Source organism: Flavobacterium sp. (genome assembly GCF_027531905.1).
Classification (GTDB): domain Bacteria; phylum Bacteroidota; class Bacteroidia; order Flavobacteriales; family Flavobacteriaceae; genus Flavobacterium.
This window is the reverse complement of record NZ_JAPZSU010000019.1, coordinates 1-21,065: the sequence shown is the minus strand read 5'-3', so window position 1 is coordinate 21,065 and position 21,065 is coordinate 1. Positions and strand designations below refer to the sequence as shown.

The 21,065-nt window shown below is 32.8% G+C and carries 23 protein-coding genes and 1 tRNA gene; 7 read left to right on the top strand and 17 right to left on the bottom strand.

The window, feature by feature from the left end; translation table 11 throughout:
• Positions 1–148: 148 nt before the first annotated feature.
• The 11 genes from O9307_RS06080 to O9307_RS06030 form a co-directional block, all read right to left on the bottom strand.
• A complete protein-coding gene (locus O9307_RS06080; RefSeq protein WP_298296392.1) occupies positions 149–556 on the bottom strand; it encodes a hypothetical protein in 408 nt (135 codons plus the stop codon).
• Between the two features lie 317 nt (positions 557–873).
• Positions 874–1,515, bottom strand: a complete 642-nt coding sequence (locus tag O9307_RS06075; protein WP_298296388.1) for a hypothetical protein — start codon at positions 1,513–1,515, stop codon at positions 874–876.
• Positions 1,516–1,687: 172 nt separating this feature from the next.
• Positions 1,688–3,499, bottom strand: coding sequence for a hypothetical protein (locus tag O9307_RS06070; protein WP_298296385.1), 1,812 nt, complete (start codon positions 3,497–3,499; stop codon positions 1,688–1,690).
• Positions 3,500–3,658: 159 nt separating this feature from the next.
• Positions 3,659–3,751 carry a KTSC domain-containing protein gene (locus tag O9307_RS06065; protein WP_298296383.1) on the bottom strand — a complete coding sequence of 31 codons (93 nt, stop codon included), beginning with the start codon at positions 3,749–3,751 and terminating at the stop codon, positions 3,659–3,661.
• 5 nt (positions 3,752–3,756) lie between these two features.
• Positions 3,757–4,395, bottom strand: coding sequence for a heavy metal-binding domain-containing protein (locus tag O9307_RS06060; RefSeq protein WP_298296380.1), 639 nt, complete (start codon positions 4,393–4,395; stop codon positions 3,757–3,759).
• Positions 4,396–4,400: 5 nt separating this feature from the next.
• Positions 4,401–4,748, bottom strand: a complete 348-nt coding sequence (locus O9307_RS06055; RefSeq protein WP_298296377.1) for a DUF4359 domain-containing protein — start codon at positions 4,746–4,748, stop codon at positions 4,401–4,403.
• 14 nt (positions 4,749–4,762) lie between these two features.
• Complete coding sequence (locus O9307_RS06050) at positions 4,763–5,821, bottom strand: type I restriction endonuclease (protein WP_298296372.1); 1,059 nt, start codon at positions 5,819–5,821, stop codon at positions 4,763–4,765.
• A gap of 92 nt (positions 5,822–5,913) precedes the next feature.
• Entirely contained in the window at positions 5,914–6,183 is a 270-nt protein-coding gene (locus tag O9307_RS06045; protein ID WP_298296369.1) for a hypothetical protein, read from the bottom strand.
• Positions 6,184–6,527: 344 nt separating this feature from the next.
• On the bottom strand, positions 6,528–7,196 hold the full coding sequence (locus O9307_RS06040) for a response regulator (protein ID WP_298296367.1): 669 nt from the start codon (positions 7,194–7,196) through the stop codon (positions 6,528–6,530).
• Between the two features lie 7 nt (positions 7,197–7,203).
• Complete coding sequence (locus O9307_RS06035; protein WP_298296363.1) at positions 7,204–8,925, bottom strand: tetratricopeptide repeat-containing sensor histidine kinase; 1,722 nt, start codon at positions 8,923–8,925, stop codon at positions 7,204–7,206.
• Positions 8,926–8,970: 45 nt separating this feature from the next.
• Positions 8,971–9,147, bottom strand: coding sequence for a hypothetical protein (locus O9307_RS06030; RefSeq protein ID WP_298296360.1), 177 nt, complete (start codon positions 9,145–9,147; stop codon positions 8,971–8,973).
• A gap of 345 nt (positions 9,148–9,492) precedes the next feature.
• On the opposite strand from O9307_RS06030, the gene O9307_RS06025 reads away from it, so the two are divergent.
• Entirely contained in the window at positions 9,493–10,350 is an 858-nt protein-coding gene (locus O9307_RS06025) for a hypothetical protein (RefSeq protein WP_298296357.1), read from the top strand.
• 406 nt (positions 10,351–10,756) lie between these two features.
• Here the strand turns inward: O9307_RS06025 and O9307_RS06020 are convergent, their stop codons facing one another.
• The 5 genes from O9307_RS06020 to O9307_RS06000 form a co-directional block, all read right to left on the bottom strand.
• Positions 10,757–12,856 carry a peptidylprolyl isomerase gene (locus O9307_RS06020; protein WP_298296354.1) on the bottom strand — a complete coding sequence of 700 codons (2,100 nt, stop codon included), beginning with the start codon at positions 12,854–12,856 and terminating at the stop codon, positions 10,757–10,759.
• 210 nt (positions 12,857–13,066) lie between these two features.
• Positions 13,067–13,261, bottom strand: a complete 195-nt coding sequence (locus tag O9307_RS06015) for a hypothetical protein (RefSeq protein WP_298296351.1) — start codon at positions 13,259–13,261, stop codon at positions 13,067–13,069.
• Between the two features lie 12 nt (positions 13,262–13,273).
• Positions 13,274–13,828: an LPS export ABC transporter periplasmic protein LptC gene (gene lptC, locus O9307_RS06010; RefSeq protein ID WP_298296348.1), complete on the bottom strand. Its 555-nt coding sequence runs from the start codon at positions 13,826–13,828 to the stop codon at positions 13,274–13,276.
• A 23-nt stretch (positions 13,829–13,851) separates the two neighbouring features.
• On the bottom strand, positions 13,852–15,099 hold the full coding sequence (locus O9307_RS06005) for a hypothetical protein (RefSeq protein ID WP_298296345.1): 1,248 nt from the start codon (positions 15,097–15,099) through the stop codon (positions 13,852–13,854).
• Complete coding sequence (locus tag O9307_RS06000; RefSeq protein ID WP_298296342.1) at positions 15,092–15,826, bottom strand: type III pantothenate kinase; 735 nt, start codon at positions 15,824–15,826, stop codon at positions 15,092–15,094. Before O9307_RS06000 ends, O9307_RS06005 begins: the two co-directional genes overlap by 8 nt.
• A gap of 122 nt (positions 15,827–15,948) precedes the next feature.
• Here O9307_RS06000 and O9307_RS05995 point away from each other — a divergent pair.
• The 6 genes from O9307_RS05995 (at position 15,949) to O9307_RS05970 (ending at position 20,474) form a co-directional block, all read left to right on the top strand.
• Positions 15,949–16,021, top strand: a tRNA-Phe gene (locus tag O9307_RS05995).
• Positions 16,022–16,407: 386 nt separating this feature from the next.
• Positions 16,408–17,781, top strand: a complete 1,374-nt coding sequence (locus O9307_RS05990) for a phage integrase SAM-like domain-containing protein (protein WP_298296339.1) — start codon at positions 16,408–16,410, stop codon at positions 17,779–17,781.
• Positions 17,782–17,824: 43 nt separating this feature from the next.
• A complete protein-coding gene (locus O9307_RS05985; RefSeq protein ID WP_298296336.1) occupies positions 17,825–18,433 on the top strand; it encodes an RteC domain-containing protein in 609 nt (202 codons plus the stop codon).
• An 85-nt stretch (positions 18,434–18,518) separates the two neighbouring features.
• On the top strand, positions 18,519–18,797 hold the full coding sequence (locus O9307_RS05980; RefSeq protein ID WP_131480035.1) for a helix-turn-helix domain-containing protein: 279 nt from the start codon (positions 18,519–18,521) through the stop codon (positions 18,795–18,797).
• A gap of 157 nt (positions 18,798–18,954) precedes the next feature.
• Positions 18,955–20,241 carry a hypothetical protein gene (locus tag O9307_RS05975; RefSeq protein ID WP_298296329.1) on the top strand — a complete coding sequence of 429 codons (1,287 nt, stop codon included), beginning with the start codon at positions 18,955–18,957 and terminating at the stop codon, positions 20,239–20,241.
• An 11-nt stretch (positions 20,242–20,252) separates the two neighbouring features.
• The gene (locus O9307_RS05970) at positions 20,253–20,474 is read left to right on the top strand and encodes a hypothetical protein (RefSeq protein ID WP_298296326.1); all 222 of its coding nucleotides are present in this window, start codon (positions 20,253–20,255) and stop codon (positions 20,472–20,474) included.
• A gap of 372 nt (positions 20,475–20,846) precedes the next feature.
• Here O9307_RS05970 and O9307_RS05965 read toward each other — a convergent pair.
• The coding region (locus tag O9307_RS05965; protein WP_298296323.1) for a transposase at positions 20,847–21,065 on the bottom strand (219 nt) is incomplete at its 5' end.

Genomic DNA, 21,065 nt, shown 5'->3' with positions numbered 1-21,065 from the left:
AGAAAAAATATCAGTAATTTTATCGAAACAAATCATAAGGTAGAATTTAGTTAAATATTTAATTGTCAGAGATTTAAATATACTAAATTTTACCTTTTTGTGCAATATTTTCAACCCAAATTATTAATCGAGTTCAGGTTACTAATCATTAATGGACTCTCAACTCATAACAGCGGCCTTGTTGGTCTTTTCCTTTTAGCACGCCATACGCTACCCATTCCACCTCTACGGCAAGGGTATCTTGGTTGTTGTCGATGAGAAATCCAGCGCCATATTTCCCTTTGATGTTGATCAAGCCGTTAATGGAATCTTTGGCCTCATTCCGCCCGTGTACTTGGTATTGGTACTCATAATTTCCAGAAGTCCCTGTGCGGTATTCGTAGTCATATACCGTGTCCCGATGGTATGTTTTTGCTTCATCTGGCGTGAGGGTTTTGACATCCTCCGGAGTGATTTTCTCTTGATACAAAGATTGAACTTTAGGCTGAGTGGGTTCTTTTTTGCAGGAAAGAATACACCCAAAGAGAAGCAACAAAAGAAGGAAGGGTCGGCTCATGTCTTTTTATTTCAAAAGTAGAAGCCTTGCCGTCGAGTTCCTTACGGGAAACCGTAAAGGGAATAAAAAAACACCTTTTAGAAGGTGTTTGAGTGGAAGGATTTTAAAATTTGATACAATTTACAAATCAAATTCAGAGACTTGATTTAGGTTTTTAGACAATTTGACTTTCTGGTAATGCTATAGGTTTGAAATTAAATTAAGCCCATTATTCGGATGTGCCATCCCGAGGTTTCGGAACCCAAATCCAAAATAAACTTTTCAATTAGACTATTGCTCAATTTACTTGTAGTGTGTATTAGCGGATTGTAAATAATTTAGTTGTATGTTATTCCAAAATCAACATTTTCATGACTTGTTTTGCCTTCTTTAATTTCAATTGGAATAAATTTAAAAGACTTATCATAACCTGAATACAGATTTATTTTTTCTTTGAATTCGGTTGGAAATTTTGAAATTAAATTTAAAGATTTCTCTGTAATATCACGTTCAATTTTTTCGTATTTATCTATTTGCTTTGATAAACCTCCATATTTATTAGCGTCATTTTCTGTCAAAACATCTTGGTATTTACTTTGTAATTGATTTATTTCGTCAATTTCTCTTTTAAATTTGCTTTCATCAAATCCAAATATACTTTTTAAGTCTTCCGAATAGATTAATAAATTGTCTAAATGGTCTTTTGGCGAATCGGTTGTATTACTTGACTGAATTATTAAAAAATATTCTCCAGGTATAATTCCTTCAATTTTAAAGTTCCCTGAAACGTCTGTTGATGTTTCATATTTGTTTTCTTTATTGGTCATTGAATAAAGTTTAACTTCCGAACCTGCATCTGGTTTATTTCCAACATAATCATTGTATTTCCAAAATACATTTCCGGTCAAAACTCCAGGTTTTTTTGAACAAGATGTTAATGTAATAATTAACATCGCAATAATTAGTAATCTTTTTTTCATCTTTAATTTTAATTTATTCTTTTTTTGGTATATCAACTAAAGTATTGGCAATAAAGTGGATTTGGTACTAGATTAAGCCCTATTTTCGGATTTGCCAAATCTCTCAAAAACAAAACCTATTTCAAATTAAGTCAAATGCATAGTTTATTTGTTGATTTTTAGGACGAAGTAACTATGGCTTACAATGTATATAAACATCTTTATTTACTTCATGGCAACTTGATATTAAAGATGATATAAACCATAAAATTTGGATTGCTTCACTACGTCTTGCAAAAGGTACCCCATCTTTCAAATTATTTAGATTTAGTTCAAGTGTGCTTCGAGAAATAAAATCAATTACCAAGTGAACTTCACCTTTAAAATGTGGGTTATTGATAGATGATTGATATAGACTTATGGCATCGTCTATATTATTTCCTTTTCGCAGTCTATTTATATTGGTATTTATACCATCATTATTATAAGTTGAACTCCAAGTATCTCTTTTTTCTTGGAGCTGATATGCTTGTGGACTTAAGTTTCCTAAATTTTTTTGTGCTTGCCCAACTATATCTTGAAATGCTGATGCTGAGAATTGAGTTGTATTGTGTTTTGAGTGATAAAAGATAATTTTACTTTCATATATCGCAATATGGTCTGCCCATTCTTTTAATAAATCATCACAGATGAAATACTCTGCATCTGACATAAAATTTTGTTCTACAAAATCAAAGATAGATAGTTTAGCAAATTCAGTTTGATCTACAGTAAATATGCCTTTTTCACTATTACAAAATTGTAATTCATTATGTGGCACAAAAATCTTCATAAAATGCTCAATATTACCTAAAAGTTTGGAATCTTTAAATAATTTTCTATTCGAATATACTAGGTCGATATTGTCAAAATTTATTATAAAACTGCTAGATTGGCTGATATAATCTATGATTGGTATTTCTGTACCATTTGACTTTTTTAGTATTACATTTTTTAATTTTGGGGACTTTAGCGTAATTGATTTTTCGTTAAATTTTAATTCGATATCATTAATTGTAGAATTATCAACTTTAAAGATATCGTAATGAGCATCATAAGTGACTTTAGAAAGGCGTTCAAAACTTTTTAAGAATTTAATAATATCGAAATTTTTTTCTAATACTAAGTCTTCGTCAAAAAATCTAACAACTGTATTTGAAATGATTTCATTTTCGAAATCAGTATATAAACCGCTGAATGTAAACAATATTGAAATTGGAGTTAAAGTATTTCGAACACTTTCATAATCTTGTGGTTCTGCAAAGACAGACAAGAAAGTTTCTTTTTCAGTGTGAAATTTAATTTTACGAATTAAAAATTCTGCCCAAATACAAAAATCTTCAATCGAATTTTTTTTGCCAAATTTATTTATTCTAGAAGAATTTAAAATTAAAGAAACCTTTTCATTAGCATTTTTTAGCCTTAGCGAACTTAGCATAAAGTTGTTAGCTCCTAGTCCAGAGAAATTTTCTTTTAAGTTTATAGCTTCTAAACTTTTTTCTCTTAAAACTTTATCGGAGACATTAAGGTTTTTAAGATTAAATTTTTCAAATTGTGTTTCATCATTTACAAAAAGTGTAGATAAAACTTTATAATCAAGAGGATTAAAAAGTTTTAAAAAATCTTGAATTTTAGATACGTTTTTTCTACTGATTACAATGTAATCATCAATTTCAACAATTAAAAGATATGCCAATTTTGTCTCAATCCAGTTTTCAACAGATTCTTCAATAAAAGTTGGTTTTGTATTATACTTAAAAATACAAATCGAATATTCAATTTCAATATCTTTTATTGTCAATGTTTTTTTTACCTCTTTTAGTAAAAAGTTACTTGACTTAATTGCAGAAGCGTCTCTAAAAAGCGCATCAATTTTATATTTTGAAATATTTATATTTTTTGTTTTGTGAAAAATATAAGCATTTTCATTAATGATGATGTTTTCAAGCTTTTCTTGTTCTGTCATAATCTAACGTTTTTTAGTGATTTCCCTGACTTGTTTATAGCGCTACATATCTTCTCGTATTCTCCCAAAAAGGTTAACTTGGCTAAGGTTTATTTCTTTCTTAATATGTGAAAAAGTAATTATCTAATATATTGATTTTTAGGTTTTTATTTTCAAAACCTACCTCTTTTTAAAATCAATTTCTAAAATAGCGTTTGTTTCATCATAGCCTATTGCGGCAATATTTGAGGATTTTACTGATTGTCTTCTCATTGTTCTTAGTTTTTATTCATTTCGGCTATAGCCTCAAGTTTTTCAGTTAGTTCAATAACTTCTACGATATAATCTCGATTTTTTTCATTGAAGTTATTTATATCATTTACTCTGATCGCTGTTCCAGCCATACACACCATTAGCATGTTGGTACTACCAGAACCAATTTCATTAAAATCGATATCTGTAGAAATGACGGCATTTCCTCCAAGCTTTACACATTGAATTCTTAAATCAGTCATACAAAGTTTTGTGGCTCTATCTATTTTTTGGTTACTAGCATTTGAGGTTGTGCCAAAAAAATCATTAAATGACCTTGAAAGTTCTGTAGAAAAGCCAGTTCCCGATGTAGTTTGTGCAGTTACCATTTCTACTATATCATATTCCCAATTGATTGGGGCTTCGCTCGATATGACAGGGATGTATTTTATGATTTGTTTTAATCTGTCTTCCAATTGTTTCTTTTGTTGTTGATAGTTTCTGGCTATTTTATTTAAAAGTTCAGGAGAGCAAGAATTGCAATAGGCTAATGAATTTATTTCAGTATGTTTATTAATAAACTCTGTTTTAGATTGTGGAATCAATACTGTACTGAAGAATCCTTTTAATGATTTATCGCAGTGTGGACATTTTTCAAAATTCATAACAATTAATTTCTATTCTTATTAAAAGCCTCTTCGACTCTGTCAGACAAAAAAACATTCCCGAATAACCCAAAGCCAATTGATTTTTCCTCACCTCGATAAGAAATTTTGTTTAAGGAAAAAAGAACATAATTGTCTCTTGTAATCGCATTTTCAATGAAGGTATTTACTATAGATTCTCCTATCAAACTGCCAAGTGCAGCAAATGAATTTTCAGAATCAAATTGCGTTTCTTTTAATGTTTTCTGATAAAAAGTGGGTAAAGTTTCTTTAACTTTTTCCTTGTGATCTTCTTTGCTTGGGTTTGTTAAAATTGCCGTAAAAGCAAGAAGTGCGATTTGTTTAGTTTTCATAGTAAAATAGTGTTTTAGTTATTCTCAACTTCATACAACCCTACCGTTTCCAATAACTCTTTCTCAAATGAATAAATGTCATCGACAGTTTGGATAGATTGGCGGATTTCGCTTTTGTCTGTATTGAAAAGCCCAAGGTATTTTTTGCCACCGTTGAGGTGCAATCGGCATAAGGGTTTGCGGTTGTTGTCATCGAGGAGAATGCCAAAATACGATTGGGTATCACGGTATACGATGCGTTGGGTGGGGAGTTTGCGACGGAGTATGGCCACGACGATGCGGTAGCCCTCAAGTTCTTCCTCACTAGTAATTACTTTGGGTTCTTCTACTTCTTCGATTTGGTCTTTTTCTTGAATAATGACCTCTTTGTTCAAGGCAAAATGCAAGCGTTCGTTGATTTTTTCGCCTATCAATTGTCCGAAAGCTTTTTGGACCAATTCTGTAAATTCGTCCATTACTTTTTCGGTCAAGCGACCGCTGTATAGTTTGGAAGCAAACAATCGTACAAATTCAGGAGAGGGATTTTGTACCTCTAAATCAATTTGTTTTCGGATTTCTTTGATGTATTTCAAGGAACTGGCATTGTCTAGAATTTTGTTGACATCAAAACTGGATTTGTGGAATTTGGCAATTTCATTGACAGCAGAATCTTTCAATGAGCAAATATCAAATTCAAAAAAAGGCTTTTGATCCATTTTGTTTTTTTCATCCAAATCGGTAAAAAATTGATAGTAAATACCATTGGTGAGCAAGGCAAAACGTGTTTTCGAGACATGGAAATACCGAAACAGTTGGGAGTTATGAACACTTAGGTTTTCTTTCCAATTCTTGCATTCAATAATCAATATTGGTTCGTCGTTCTGAATAATGGCATAATCTACTTTTTCGCCTTTTTTAAGCCCTAAATCAGCGGTGAATTCAGGAACAACTTCGGTTGGATTAAAGGTGTCATATCCCAAAAGCGTAATAAAAGGGAGTACAAAAGCATGCTTGGTCGATTCTTCAGTTTCAATCTTATCTTTTAGTAAATTAATTTTGTCAGCTAATGATTTTAGTGCCACTTGTAATTCCATAGTTGTTTTGTATCAGGTTAATATCATCCAAACCTACCGCTATCCAAAATCAATTCCTTACGGTTTCCCTCATTATGCAAAAAAAAAGTGATTTAGAGTGCTGTTAAGGCTGCTTTACCTTTTCCTCTTCTGTGAGAACTATTGCTTTTAAGTGATGTTGAGTTGTGAGTTTGGAACGCTTTGGTTACGGGCAATTGGGTGTAGTAGCGAAAACCATATGGTATTTTTGGTAGAGGAGTGGATAAACTATCTCCATCCATTGGAGTGAAGAAAGCTTGTGTAATTTTTCCTTTGGCACAGACCATAGCAAAATAAAACAACAAGAAACAAACTAACGTTTTGGTAGGATAAGAAGGTGTCATAGCGGTTCTGGCTTAGCATTATTTTTGAACGAAATCAAAAGTAAGGGGCTATGCACCGACTTCCTTACGGGAAACCGTAAAGGGATGTTTTTTTTACTATCGTAACCCGTTGGTTGAAATTCAAAAAAAATAAAAAAACCACACCACATAGAGCCATAGATTAATAGCAAATGAACATAGAAACAAACAAAAATAGCACTATTTTTCACAATAGATGAGCTATGTGAATAGTAAAACGTCTATTAATTTCTCTTAAAAGCAAAAAAAATCTATGATTCTATGTGGTAAAAAACAATTTCACCCAATGGGTTATCGCAATTATTGAAGGAAGAGGAACTCTCTTCTTAAATCAACCCCAAATCTTTGGTAATCGATACCAAGTGAGTTGTATTGAGCGCTTTGAAATAGATTTTGAGTTTGCTGATGCGTTTTTCGATGGTACTTTTGCTATTTGGAGTAATACCCGCTTGTTTCAAAACGGATTCCATCGCCTCTTGAGAGACACCTTGTGAGAGATACTCCAGCAATTGGATGTCATAATCATCAATTTCGTTGACCAATTTATCCTGAAAAATATACTGTAAATCTGCGGGTAAAAAAGGAGCGTCATTACTAGCTACTGCTTCTACGGCTTTGCGTAACTCAATCATGGTGTTGCGTCCTTTCATTACAAAACCATTAATGCCCAAATGGTCAAACAAGGATTTGATGCGATAGGATTTGTCTTCTATAGAAAAAGCAATGATTTTGATTTCGGGAAACAATCCCTTTACGGCTTCGATTAAGGCTTCACCCGAGGTGAGGTGGTTCGCACGATGGTCGGCTTTGAAAGACAAATCGGTAATCAATAAATCATAAGGGGCATGATCTAAATAGCCTCTTTTGAGTTTTAGCAAGGCATCATCACAGTATTTGGCAAAGTCTATTTGAGGCACAGCCAAAGCTTCTAGAACACTCACTGCTGCTACATCATTGAAATCAATATCATCTACTATCAACACTTTTTGAAACATACTTGGTTTATTTAGGAAACGTTAGTTGGATTTTAAGCCCTTTTGAACTTGATGTGTCAAAAATAATACTTCCACCAATGGTACGAATACGGTTTTCCACATTATGCAATCCATTTTTTGAGGGAATGGGATGGGGCATACCGATGCCATTGTCTGAATAATGAACGAGGAACGCTTTGGCATTCATTTCAAATCGCAAAACCACAAAGGAACCTTGGCTGTGCTTTTTCATATTGACCAAGAGTTCTTGCAATACCCGATACAGTGCAATTTTTTGCTCTTCTGCTATTTTGTCCCAAGGAACAGTACTGATATCTTTTACAATGACTTGTACTCGAGAAGACGAAAAGCCCGAAAGCATTTCTTTTAACGCCATTTCGTAGGAAGCACCAGTACCGATGGCACTGTTCTCTCTCGAGATATTGCGTGTTCGAGTATAAATTTTATCCAAATTATCCAATAGCGTTTCTTTTTGAATTGGATTGTGCAAGTCTTGAGTCTCGGCAAAAGCAATGGTTTGATAGACATCATTCGCCAACTCGTCGTGCAGTTTTTTGGCAATACGAGTTTCGCTCTCATAAATAGCGGCTTGTTTTTCTTTTTTGCTTTTATTTTTCAGGTAAAAATACAAGAGCACCACCGCGATTAGCACTAACAGCAGTATAAAAAACAGTAAATAATTGTTGAATCGTTGTTGGGCTAAGGCCAAGGCATTTTCTGCTTTTTCCGCTTTTAATTGTAAATTTTCATTGCGCTCTTGGGTCGCATCGTATTTGATTTTGGCAAACTGATTTTTCGCGATTTGCTTGACTTTGCTAATACTGTCGTTGAGTTGCAGGTAACGTTTAGTGTAGTTACGAAGTTGCGAAGGTGAACTTACCTCCATCAAAAGTGCCAAGGCCGACAAGCGATCATCCGTGCTTTGTATAGCGGTGGCTTTAGCATACGATTGTTGGGCATAGCTAAAAGCCAGTTGGGGTTGATTCTTTTGATAGTATTTTGCCAAATTACTGTAACTGGTAATCAAACCATAATCAAATTGCAATTGTTGATGAATGGCTAACGCTTTCTTTAAATAGGCACTACTTCTGGAATCTTGAATTTTAAAATAGCAGTAGCCTAAATTATCCAAAACTCGGGCTTGATGTTCTAGATTATTCAGTGCGATAGGAGATTGAGAGAGCACCGTCAATAGTGGAATGGCTTGCTTATAATGCTGTTGTTCTAAATACACCACAGCGATGTTGTTTTGAATCACTGCTTTTTGTAGCGGCGTATCGGCTAACGCACTCGCTTTTTGATAATACCGAATGGCATTGGCATAATCAAAAAGATGTTGGTAGTTAATGCCTAAGGTATTGTAAATGGCCACTTTGTATTGGCCTTCGGTACTTTTTTGAAAATACGAGAGCGCTTCGGTGGCAGTAGCCTCACTACCCACATAATCGCCTTGCGTTTGCTGAATAGCTGCCATTTTGAGTAGGGAATAGACTATTTTGTCACCATCCGTTTTCGCGTCACTTTTGGTGCGAATTTGATTGTAGTAATAGTAAGCACTGTCGTACACACCCTTGGCATAAAAATCTTCTGCGGGAGTAATGTATTGATGATATGCTGTTTCTGAGGTTGCTTTGTTTATGGAAGGCTCACTTCTAGTACAAGAAAAGAAAAAAGTACCCAACAACAGCAGGGACATAAAAAACGGGAAATGTACTCTTTGAAGTATCATTTCCCGAAAATATCAAATTAATTCCAATTAATGGAGGAGCATCTTTTATTTTTTTGGAGGGGTGGTTGGAGTTTGTCCCGTTGAATTCCCACCTGTATCGCCATCATCGGCAAGGACAGAAGTGGTGACAGAAGGTGAACTTGGTTCTATTTCATCATTAGTACAAGAAACAAACGCCATAGCGGACAATAAAAAACACGAAAGGATTACTATTCTTTTCATTAGATTTGATTTAAAAATTAGACATAGGAAGGGCGGTCCGATTATGAAATCGAAGATTTTGGATAAGGAGTGTTTCCTTAAAAGCCCTTTGGATTACTACTACTGGGAAGTGAAGTGTGCTAAAACAGTTGATTAAGAATTTATACTTCCCGGATAAATCGAACCCGCTGTTTAGCAACACTTTTTTTTGAACTAGTTTTGTACATTTGTTCGTATCGCGAAATAGAACAAAAACTAATTCTGTAGCAAAGGAATGGCGTTTGTGTTGAATGATTTCAAGGGAATTCCAGTAATTCCAGTAATTCCGTTAAGTTCTACTAATTCTAATAAAATCCGTTGGGGCATATGAGTACAATTACTTTTGAAGAATATAAAGAGGGGGTAAAAGCGCAATTTCAAGCGATAAAAAGAGTGGGGATTTATGGTAGCGGGGACTTGTCCAATGTAACACCTGCCCAACTGAGAGACTTGTGTTTGAGGAAGGCTGAAATTGATTTGAGTCCTAAAGATGAAATGATTTTTAGGTATTTTTTTAATGCAAAGGAGGGGGAGAAATTGAGCAGAGCCATAGAAAACTATGGTACAGGAAAATTAAAATCGGTGATTTCATTTTTAAAGGGCGAGAAGAATTCTGAAAATAGAAACAGAATAGAATTGGCAGCCATTTTGGTGGATTTTACTCCAAGACCTTTTCATAGTTACTTTTCAAATGAAGGAAAGGACATAATAGTTATTAAGGAGCCTTCACATAGCGTAAAAGAAACCCATAAAGAAGAGCGCATTGCTTTTGTTTCCGTAAGTGAAAAAGGGATAGGATTTGAAAAGAAAACCAGAACAAATAAGTACAGAAAACTATTGGCAACAGGTGCTGTGATGTGTAGCATGGGAATCGGTGTAGTTACGATGTTTCCTAGTAAAGAATGCATGCAATGGAGTAATAACCAATATGAAGTAGTAGATTGCTCCACAGAAAGCAGTAGTTTTTTTTATCCCCGTATTCCCATAAATAATGACAGACTAGATTTAAAAAAACTAGACCCAAAGACTATAAAAACCTATTTTGAAAATGGTCATCCTATAGTTTGGTATGCTAAAATTGACGGTAAGATTGAACTTTTCAATCAGCCAGGATTGCATCCCACTACTGGAAAGACTTTGAAACCGATAACCCGATATATTATTAATAAATATTTAAAAGATTGACAATGTTATTTGCCAGTGGTTACAGCTGTTGTCGGAATTGATTTCATATGATGTTTCAGGCTTTATGTTTAATAACTATTTGCAATTGCTCTAGTAAACCTTACTCTTTTTTATCTATGTAATTAATTCATAATTGTATTGGATTGCTTTGCTTTTGATGGCAAATGTTTTTGATTTGCTTTTTTGGTTTAGAATCTAAAATAAGACAGTTCAAGAGCACCGTATAGGGGGATAAATAGTTCGAATTGATACTGTACAAAAAAAGTTTTTGTAAGAGAGTATTATTATATCAAAACAGTAATTCTTTTAGCATCAAATTTTAACATGCACATAATACAAAAAAAAACCAGATACAAAATCAATGCATCTGGCTTTTTTTTTATAAAATATAACAACTAGTTTTTGTCTAGAAACTAAATTGTTTTCTATTGTCTTCAATTGTAGCAGAAGCTTTCAACGCTGGAATCACTCTGTTACTATCTCCACTATTTTGTACTTTCAATTTAGTTACATAAGCTGCGTGGCTTTTCAATGTTGGCGCCTTTACTGTGCTTATATTTTTCACTACATAAACCCCTGTATTTCCTTCAATTGGAGCTGAAATTTTGTTTGCAGCCAAAGCAAATGCATTACCAACAACTTTAGCTTCTTGACCAACGCCTCCTGGAAGGACAGCATTTTCTAATGTCAAACCTGCGGCTTGCTGTATAGGTGCGCCAACTGTTTTTGAGATGGCTTCTAATGAACTACCAGTCATTTTAGCTTTAATGATTTCAGCTTTCTTCTTGTTTTTAAGAATTGGCTCTACATAAGGTCTTGCCAAAGATACGGCTACTAAACCTGAATTATCAATGCTTTTCACTTTAGCAATCACGTGACCTACATTAGCCACTTCAAAACGCTTGATGGAACCCACTTTTGCATCTTCTTCAAATGCCCATCTAACAATAGCTCTTTGATTTCCTAATGAACCAAAATTCTCGTCCATTGCTTTAGCTGTAACCACTGGAGCAACAGTTAATTTCATGTCTTTGGCTAATTTATCAAAATCTTTATCAGCAGCTTCCATTTCAAACTGTGTAGCTTGAGCAAATAATTTATCAGAGGTTGCATCAGAAGCTTCGATACGTTGTGCCACTGTAGCTAGACGAATTCCGTCTTGTTTATCAGTAATTTTGATAATGTGAAAACCAAAAGGAGTTTCTACTAAACCTATTTTTCCAATTCCGTTATTGAAAACAAAATCATTAAAAGGCTTCACCATTGCATTTGGACCAAAATACCCCAAATCACCTCCTTGTTGCGCCGATGAATCATCAGAAGCAGTAAAAGCCAACATTAAGAAACTATCTGGATTCGCAGTAACTTGAGCCAAGATAGACTCCGCTTTTGCTTTAGCCTCTTCTTTGGTTCTTACTTCTTTTTTATTAGGTACTTGAGTTCCTTCGTAGCTAATTAAAATATGGCTTGCTTTTGCATTTACCCCTGATTTAAAACCTAAAGATTTAGACAAACAGTAGTAGTTACCAAATTTGTAAGGTCCATAAACGGCACCTGATGGCAAGCTAAACAAACGATCAGCATCTACCGCAGGTAAATCTTTTTTGGCAATGTAAGTAGAATCGTAAGGAACATCAGAATTTGCATTCACAAAGTCAATTGCATTTTTAGCATTTTTAAACCCTGGAACCGTATCATTTTTGCCAGTTGCTTGATTATAAACAACACTTCCAGACAACAAGCTTGTGATTTTATTTTTAACTTCAGCTTCGTCTTGAGCTGAGGCTTTATCTTCAATCAATACATAAGAAATTTCACGAGACTCATCAGCCTTAAATTTCTTTTTGTTCTTGCTCATATATTCTGTAATTTCTGCATCTGTAACTTTTACATCACTATCCTTAATGGTAGAGTACAAACCTGCTACATAAGCAAAGTTCACTTTATTTGTTTCTGCCTCGTATTTATACTTACCTTCAGTGTCTGTAGTGTAAAGACCTGATTTCACAAGTGTGTTGTAAATTTGATACTTAGCGTTGATTTCAGCATCTTTCTCTCTGTCTTTCAAAAATTGTGCTTGTTCTGGATTTGACTTGAAATAATCTTTAAATTTAGCTAAGTCAAATAGTCCAGCGGCATTCAAAAACATTGGGTTTTTACCTATATTTTGATCTGCTTTTAACACTTCAATAATATGTTTTTCACCAACACGCAATCCTAATTTTTCGAACTCAGAAGTCAACAAAGCCAATGTAACTTCTTGTTCCCAAACTCTGTTAGCTGCATCCGTTGGAGTAATTCCTTGACCACTTTTTTCAAGATTACTTACTTTAAGTCTGAAATCTTCAAAAGCAATATCTTTATCATTAATACTTCCAACATCTTTTGTGTTTTGACCAAGGCCACCTTTTCCAATAAGATCTTGTATAATAAATGCAAACAATGCAATTGCGATTGCTGCAATCAATAAAGCGGAACGTTGTCTAATTTTTGCTAAAACTGCCATTTCTATTGTTGTTAATTTTTATATTCAGTTTGCGAAAATACAATTATCTAGTTAATAATAACAATTGGAGTGTTTTATTTTAGAAGTTTTTTTAAAGTTTTAAAAAAAAAATGCATTTACAGCAATTTTAACGAACACCATCTTTTTTAAAACCGCTTCCATAGAAAATATATTTTCAATGATTTGCTCTACCCTTTTTGAGACAAAAAACTATTGATTCGAATTGCGATCTTCGAAACGTTTAGAATATTTTGCTCTAAAGAAGAACATAAAAACAGCCATTGCTGCTATTCCAAAACTCAACCAAGGCTGTGCGGTTTCATCATTCCACTTTGTTATACCATCATAAATACAAATTAAAGCAATGATAAGATAAGCGTAAGAAGTAAATTTTAAATATTTCATTATATATCGATTTTATTTATTGGCTTCTACTTCGCCAGAGATTTTTTGAGAATTTATTACTTTAAAATCTTTACTAAAATCAATCCCTTGACCAGTAGAGGATCCTTTTGGACTGGTAAAAGTAAAACGGCGTTCGGTATAAAACCATTCGTTTTTTTGATCAAAGTACAATTGCTCTGTTTCCAAAACCTGACCGTCTTGTGTAGTAATTTTGACCTTTCCTTGCAAATCGATAATACCTGTCGATTTATAAGAAATGGCATAATTTGACCTTACAAAGGTTTGCTTTCCTTTAGCATCAAACAAGGTTACATCGATTCCTTTTGGAAATTCTGTAAAAGGAAAATCTACTACCGAATAGTCCAACATCTTAGAACTAATCAAAATAGCAGAAATTCTACCCGAGTCGGTATACTTTACATTGATTGAATCGGCTTCACCAGAAGGATTAAACTCGGAAAGATTTATTTTTTGCAATTCTTTAAAATTACTTTCACAAGAAACTAAACTCCAAAGTAGAGTCGTTAACAGCAAAGCAGCAAAATAATGTTTTAAGGAAAAAACCATTGAATTGAATTAAACACTACTTTCTAGTAGAATTTTCTTTTAACAAACCATTTGTCGTTCAAAGAGAAACTTACACTTGCATTGAAATAATTCTCTTGAATTAAGCCAGCAGCTGTAGTTCCTTTTATCCCATACTCCAATCCAATATTAAAATTAGAATACGATCCTAGTGCCGGCAAACCAAAACCTATAGTCACTGATTTGTCAACAATATTTTGATTTTGAACCATTAAACCTGTTTTTTCATAACGAAATCCGCCTCTATACACGATTCGTTTTGCATAACTAGTAAAGGAATTGTAGTTAGGGATATAATATCCACCCAAACTGTAGCGGCTGTATTTATTGAAAGTCACACCTGTTACATTGTTGTAATTGTTTGCCAAATTCCCTGCTTCTCTCATAGCTACTTCTGCTCCTACCATCCATTTTCTAGATTCTCCAAAACCTATCCCTAACGTCAGCTTACTTGGCAATACTAATTTTTTGGTAGTATTAACTTCATCAAAACCTTCTGGATCAATATCAAAAGTACCATCATAATCCACTGTAGAAATAGTTCTAGTGTTTTCAGAAGTTAAATTGCCTTTGAAGGTATAATTCACACTCGAATACACATTTACTTTTGGAGTAATTTTAGCTTGATACATAGCACCTAAGTTAAAATTTAGTCCAGAAATATAAGCTACATTAGTTTCTCTTGTTCCAACTGGCACATTGGTAATATATTCTAAATTATCGGTTTCAATGTTTCCAAAATTATATTGCACATCGGCACCAAGACTAAAGTTGTTTGTCACTTTATAACCGCTTCCAAAAAAGACTTTATTTACTCCTCCTGTTCCTTCTAAGCGTTTGTTGTTTTTAGAGCCATCAGCACTTATAGATTGTATTTTGTACCCCACTGAAGAATAAGGAAGCAATCCAAATCCTATACCCGCTTTACCAATCGGAATAGCAACAACCATATAATCTAATGTTGTTCTTTTAGCAGTTGCGTTATTAGCATCATCTTTAAGTGTTTTTGTCCCATAAGTACCACCCATAGTTAGCGTCGTATTTTTTAAACTAGCATAACTTGCGGGGTTTTCAACATTAATATGTATACTATCACGCTCAACTGCCACACCTCCCATAGATCGATTCTCTAACATTCCTCTAAATCTGATGTCTCCAATTCCGTAATAAGAGTAAGGGGAAGAAGTACCTTGTTGGGCCAAGGATACTAATGAAAAAAGCAAACAAGCTGCTATAAAGATTTTTTTAATCATTGTTGATTGTATATTGAAATGTTTGATTCAAACTCTCTAAAAGGAAATTTGAATTGGCAAATATGGTATTTTTTAATCGCATCGCCAAAAAATCTGCATCGCCCCCCGTTAAAATTATTATAAATTTTGAATACTTTGCTTTGAACTCGTCTATAAAACCGTCAATTTCATAAGCCAATCCGTTTACAACACCTGAATGAATCGAATCTACAGTAGAATTACCAATGAAAAACGCTGGTTCACATCTAGTCAACAATGGCAATCTAGCCGTATAATTATGTAACGATTGATAGCGTAATCGAATCCCAGGGGAAATTGCCCCTCCTAAATAATGATCATTCGCATCGATACAATCGTAAGTTACACAAGTTCCCGCATCAATTACCAATCTATTTTGACCTGGAAACTGAAGCGTAGCTCCTGCCGCCAAAACCATGCGATCTATTCCGAGTGTAGTGGGCGTTGCATATTTATTTATAAACGGAAAAGCATCCTTATGGGATACAAAATGAACTTTCAACTTAGATTCGAAAGCTAAAAAGAGCTCTTTTTCTACATTTCCAACCGAGGAAACGACCAAATACTTAAGATTTGGAAATTTTTTTAAAATAGTTTCAATTTTTTTTTGAAGCATTTCAACTTCAAAAACCAAAAACTCAATTAGAGTATACCGCTCAAATACAGCACCTTTAATACGAGTATTGCCAATGTCGACTGTTAAAACCATACTTTTACTTTAATAAATGCGAAGGTACGAATAGATTTTTTTTAAAAATTGTTTTGGATAAATTAAAAATGGTTCTATATTTGCACCCGCAATCAACAAGCACTACGGCTTAAAATTGTAAAGGTACCTTAGCTCAGATGGTAGAGCAATGGACTGAAAATCCATGTGTCCCTGGTTCGATCCCTGGAGGTACCACGAAACCCGAATAGCAATATTCGGGTTTTTTGTTTTTATACCTTTCCAAAAAAAATCTAAATTCATTAAAATATAGCAAAAAAAAAAAAAAAAAAAAGCTTCTCGTAATGAGAAGCTTTTTTTTGTGCGGATAATAGGACTCGAACCTACACGCCAAGACATTCTATTTAGCCAAAACACTAAACATCTGAAAACTGCATAATAACAACCTTAAAACTCTATAAATTCAGTACTTAAGAAGGTTTTTTAAACTTAATTAAGAGTAGAAAAAAATAGAATAACATAGAACTACATCTTAAAATGGTTGGGCAATGGTTGGGCAACTTTGTAAAAAGTATTAAAAAATTAATTACTTTTGAATTGTTCAAAGTTCAAAAATTCAAAAAATGGCAACAGTACAATTTAGATTAAGAAGCAAGGCAAATAAAAATGTTTCTATAAAAATACGTCTATCAATAGACCGAAATAATGTATTTGAAGTAAGCACAGGTTTTTCTATCCATCCAAAAGACTGGAGCGCAACAACAGGACTCCCAAAACAAACCAATCCCGAAAATAAAATATTATCCAGCGACCTAAAAAAACTAGATTCTTTTGTATCTAAAAATCTAAATATTGATTTAGGGAAAGGAGTTTTGATTGACTCCAATTGGTTAGAGTTAAAAATCAATGATTGCTTTAGTAGAGTTATAAAAACCGATATTGGAATAGTTACAAATCACATTCAATACATAATCGATAATGCAAACACTCGCAAAGTAAAAAACAAAATTGGTTTGAGTCCAAGCACAATCAAAAACTACAATCTTTTCAAAAACATCATTTTAGAGTATCAAAAGAAGATTAAAAAACAAATTCAATTTATTGAGATTACAAAACCTTTTGTTGACAAGTTTACCAATTGGCTAATTAATGATAAAAAATATTCTACTAATTACGCTGGTAAACAATTGGAAATCCTTAAAACGGTTTGTATTGATGCAGAAAAAAACGATATACAAATAACTCCCTATTCAAAAATAATTCAACATTTTAGAGAAAGTGAAAAAGACCGTTATATTCAAACATTATCTTTTGCTGAATTGGAACAAATCAATAATGTAGATTTATCAAACATTGAATACCTCAACCTATTCAAAAAAGAAAATCCCGAACTAACTAAAAATCTTTCTATTACCCCCGAAAGTTTAAACAATGTTCGAAATTGGATCTTGTTAGGTTGCGAGATTGGGCAACGTGGTGGGGATTTACTAGAAATTACAGCCAACAACATTCGTTATAATGGCAAAAACTACTACATTGATATCATACAACAAAAAACAAATAAAAGTGTTACAATTGGTATTATTGCACCTCATGTTGTGCAAATAATAGAAAACCACTTCCCTAAAAAAATACCACACCAAAAACTAAACGAATATGCAAAAGTGATTTGTAAACTATCTGGAATTGTTGAAATAGTAAAAGGAACAAAACTAAATACAGAAACAAACCGAAAGGAATTAGGAAACTATCCAAAATACGAGTTGATTGCCTCCCATTGTTTTAGACGTTCATTTGCTAGCAATTACTATAAAAAGATACCTACTGCAGTTTTAATCGGAATCACAGGGCACAGTAAAGAAAGTTTGTTTTTAACCTACATTAACCAACGGGAAGACAAAGACGCAAACGCAGATTTATTTATGAAGTTTTACGAGGAACTAACCAAAGATAAAACTCCCGAAATGAAAGTAATTCTTAATACTGGAACGGAATAATAAAAACCAAAGTTCAAATTAACTCAATCAATACAGGCAAAAAATGAGAATTGAAAATAGTTATACTCTAAACGAATATAAAGAAAAATACCCCTTTTTATTAGAAAAATTTCTATTAGAATATGAAGACCATGACGAAGTTATGTTTGCAACTGCAGAAATAAAAGAGTTCTATGCTGGTCTTATAGATATTCCAGCAATCGAGGCAAGTAATGAATATGTAAAATTACTTCATGAAAATATACAGATTGAATTAGATAAAAACGGAGATTTGGATTTTTTAGAATCGGCAAAAAAACATAATTTAAGTTCGTTTAAAATAATAGTTTTTTTAGAATCAAAACTTTCCTATTTCGAAACTGAAACAACGCCCACAGAACCCACCACATCCAACTCGTTAAATTGGAATGGAACACAAACCGAATTTATAGAATTAGCTAAGGCGTTAATAGAAAATGGAAATATTACAGGAACGGGAAACCAAGAAGACAAAATACATCAATTAGCAAATCTTTTAAATTTCAAAATAAACAATCCTTACAAATTGTTAAATGATATTAAAAACACTCGAAACGATGAAAGCGAAACTCTATTTTTAGACAAGTTGAAAAGAACTTTTTTCAATTATATTACACTCGAAAAGAAAAAATAATACACGTTACTAACCCGTTACTAACCTTTAAAAGGTTTCAAATAGAATGAATTTTGTCGAAGTATTAACCAAATAATATTTCATTATGGCACAAGTTCAATTTATCCAAACAACTCCTCAGGAACTACAACAACAAATTAACGAGGGCATAAAAATCCAGTTACAGGAATTTTTAAAACATTTCGCACCAATCCAACCAAAGGAATATTTGACCCGATCAGACGTGGCGAAAATGTTTAGTGTTGACATTAGTACCGTTTCCAATTGGCAAAAATCAGGAAAACTAAAACCTCTCGGAATCTCTGGTCGTGTTTACTTTTTACGATCCGAAGTAGAGGCAAGTCTTAAACCCCTAAACGTTTAAGAATCTGATTCCAAAACAAATACTTCAAAACATTCTTAGCTCCTATAACACAAACTAAAAGATACAAAAAAACGAGAGTTGTTCAGGCTCTCGTTTATACTTTGTTCAAAAGTTCGTTTCAACAGGCAATGCAGAAACATCTCAAATATAGTGAAAAATGATTGATTTACTAAAATTAGAAACTACTAATACAACTCAAATTGATTATTTATTTAATCATGAATTATTGGACTGGCATAGTGATATCGACAAAGTAAATATATTTGATAAAGAGGTTATAAACACAAAGAAAATAAAACAATACAAAGGAATTTATTTTTGTTTTTATTCAAATAAATTAGATATACTTTTTAAACCTCATTACTATTTTAACGACAATTTACACAATGCAAACGACTTTAAAATTATTGATTGTGTTGCAGTTATATACGAGGTTAAAAACGCCTTAAATTTAGATTTAGAAGTATTCAAGGTTATCAATATCGAATACGGTCTAAATATCCTTTCGCCAATTGATATAAGAAACTTAATAACATATATAATATATCACTCAAAAAATGAATTTAAAACAGATACAGGACTGTCGTACAGTAAAAAAAGTTATTCCGTTACCAAATATGGAACTGCAAATCAATACAAAATAATCAAGGCGTATGCCAAAGGTTTACAATTCCCTAAGTACTCAGATATAAACACATTCAGATTTGAAGTGAAAAGTAAAAAAAGTAGGTTTATTAATAAACTGGGCGTGTATAATTTAACTGATCTATTGAATGTAAATGTATATTTTGCTTTGGTGAATAGTTTAATAGTTGAATTTGAAGACACTTTGATTTTAGATTGTGAAACCGATTTTAATACTCTTAATAAAAAGGAACAAACTAAAATATCAAAGTTTAATAATCCAATGGAATGGTACAAGATAAACAACGGATCAAACCGCAATAGTTTTAGTAAGAACAAAACCGCGTACTATAAACTAATAAACAAAGTACCTATTAATTTAAAAAATCAATTGCGACAAATCATTTATGACAAACTTGAAATACTAAAAAAGGGTGCAATATCACTGCCTAAAGACAATATCAAAAAGGGTGCAGATTCACAGTTATATAATAGGGGAATATGCACCCATAACGATATTATAATTGAAATTAAGAATCAATGGTTTTGCAAGGTGACTGGTTTCAATATTTCGATGCAAAAAGAAAACAGTATTTTACTCTCACATAATGGACTGAAATACTACTACAATACAGACAAAAGGATCTTTGAACAAATCAAAAGGCGGTACTTAACAAAAATATGGTTTGAGTCAAATTTTGAAACCCAAATAAAGGAGATTGCGCACAATATCAGGAATGAAAATAGTAATAAAACAAGAAAACAAAAAAGGATCTACCAACCACAACAAATAAACATATTAAACCAATTAGGAATATAAACAACAAACAGATGAAATTAATAAACTCAGATACACAATACGATTACTACATTGATTACTTTCAAGGAATAGAAGTAAGTATAAAAAAAGACAAAACAACAAATCAAATCTATTACAGCTCTGATAGTGTAGCAAAAATATTAGGATTCAATAATGCTGATGAAATGATACAAAGTAATAGTGATATTACTAACGCCTTTCTAGACGGCATGAATAAAGGTTTGGTAATATAAAACTCTTAATAATAAAGGCTGAGTAAAATATACTAGTGCACGAAAGCTTTGCGTATCGTATTAGTCTTTGGTACGAAAAAAAATAACTGCACTAGTATTCAAAAGATTATTTATCAATTTAGTCTATTGTAAAAGAAAATAATATAAATTATATATATAACAACAAGGACTAAACAAACAATACATGCATAAGTCTTGGTTTGATGAATAGGTAGATTGTTTGGCTGAGTTTTCGAAACACACACACGAACGTTCAAGGACTGCACTCCCATACAAGTACGTGAGTGAGGCGTAAGCAATCAGTGAGCAAAAAGGCAAAAAATTGACACTATCCCAAAAAGTGTGTAAGTTGAAAAGTCAAGGCTTCGGTTTTTATAATCGGAGCCTTTTTTCAAATAGAAGGGTAAATTGGTTTAAAACCACTCCCCAATTTCGAATAGGCATTGACCTTTTTTTTGTTGCTTCTCTTAAAGCCAAATATACCGATTTTAGAACTGCTTCATCTGTGGGGAAGGACATTTTATTTTTGGTGTATTTTCTAATCTTCCCGTTGAGATTTTCAATTAGATTTGTAGTGTAGATTATTTTTCT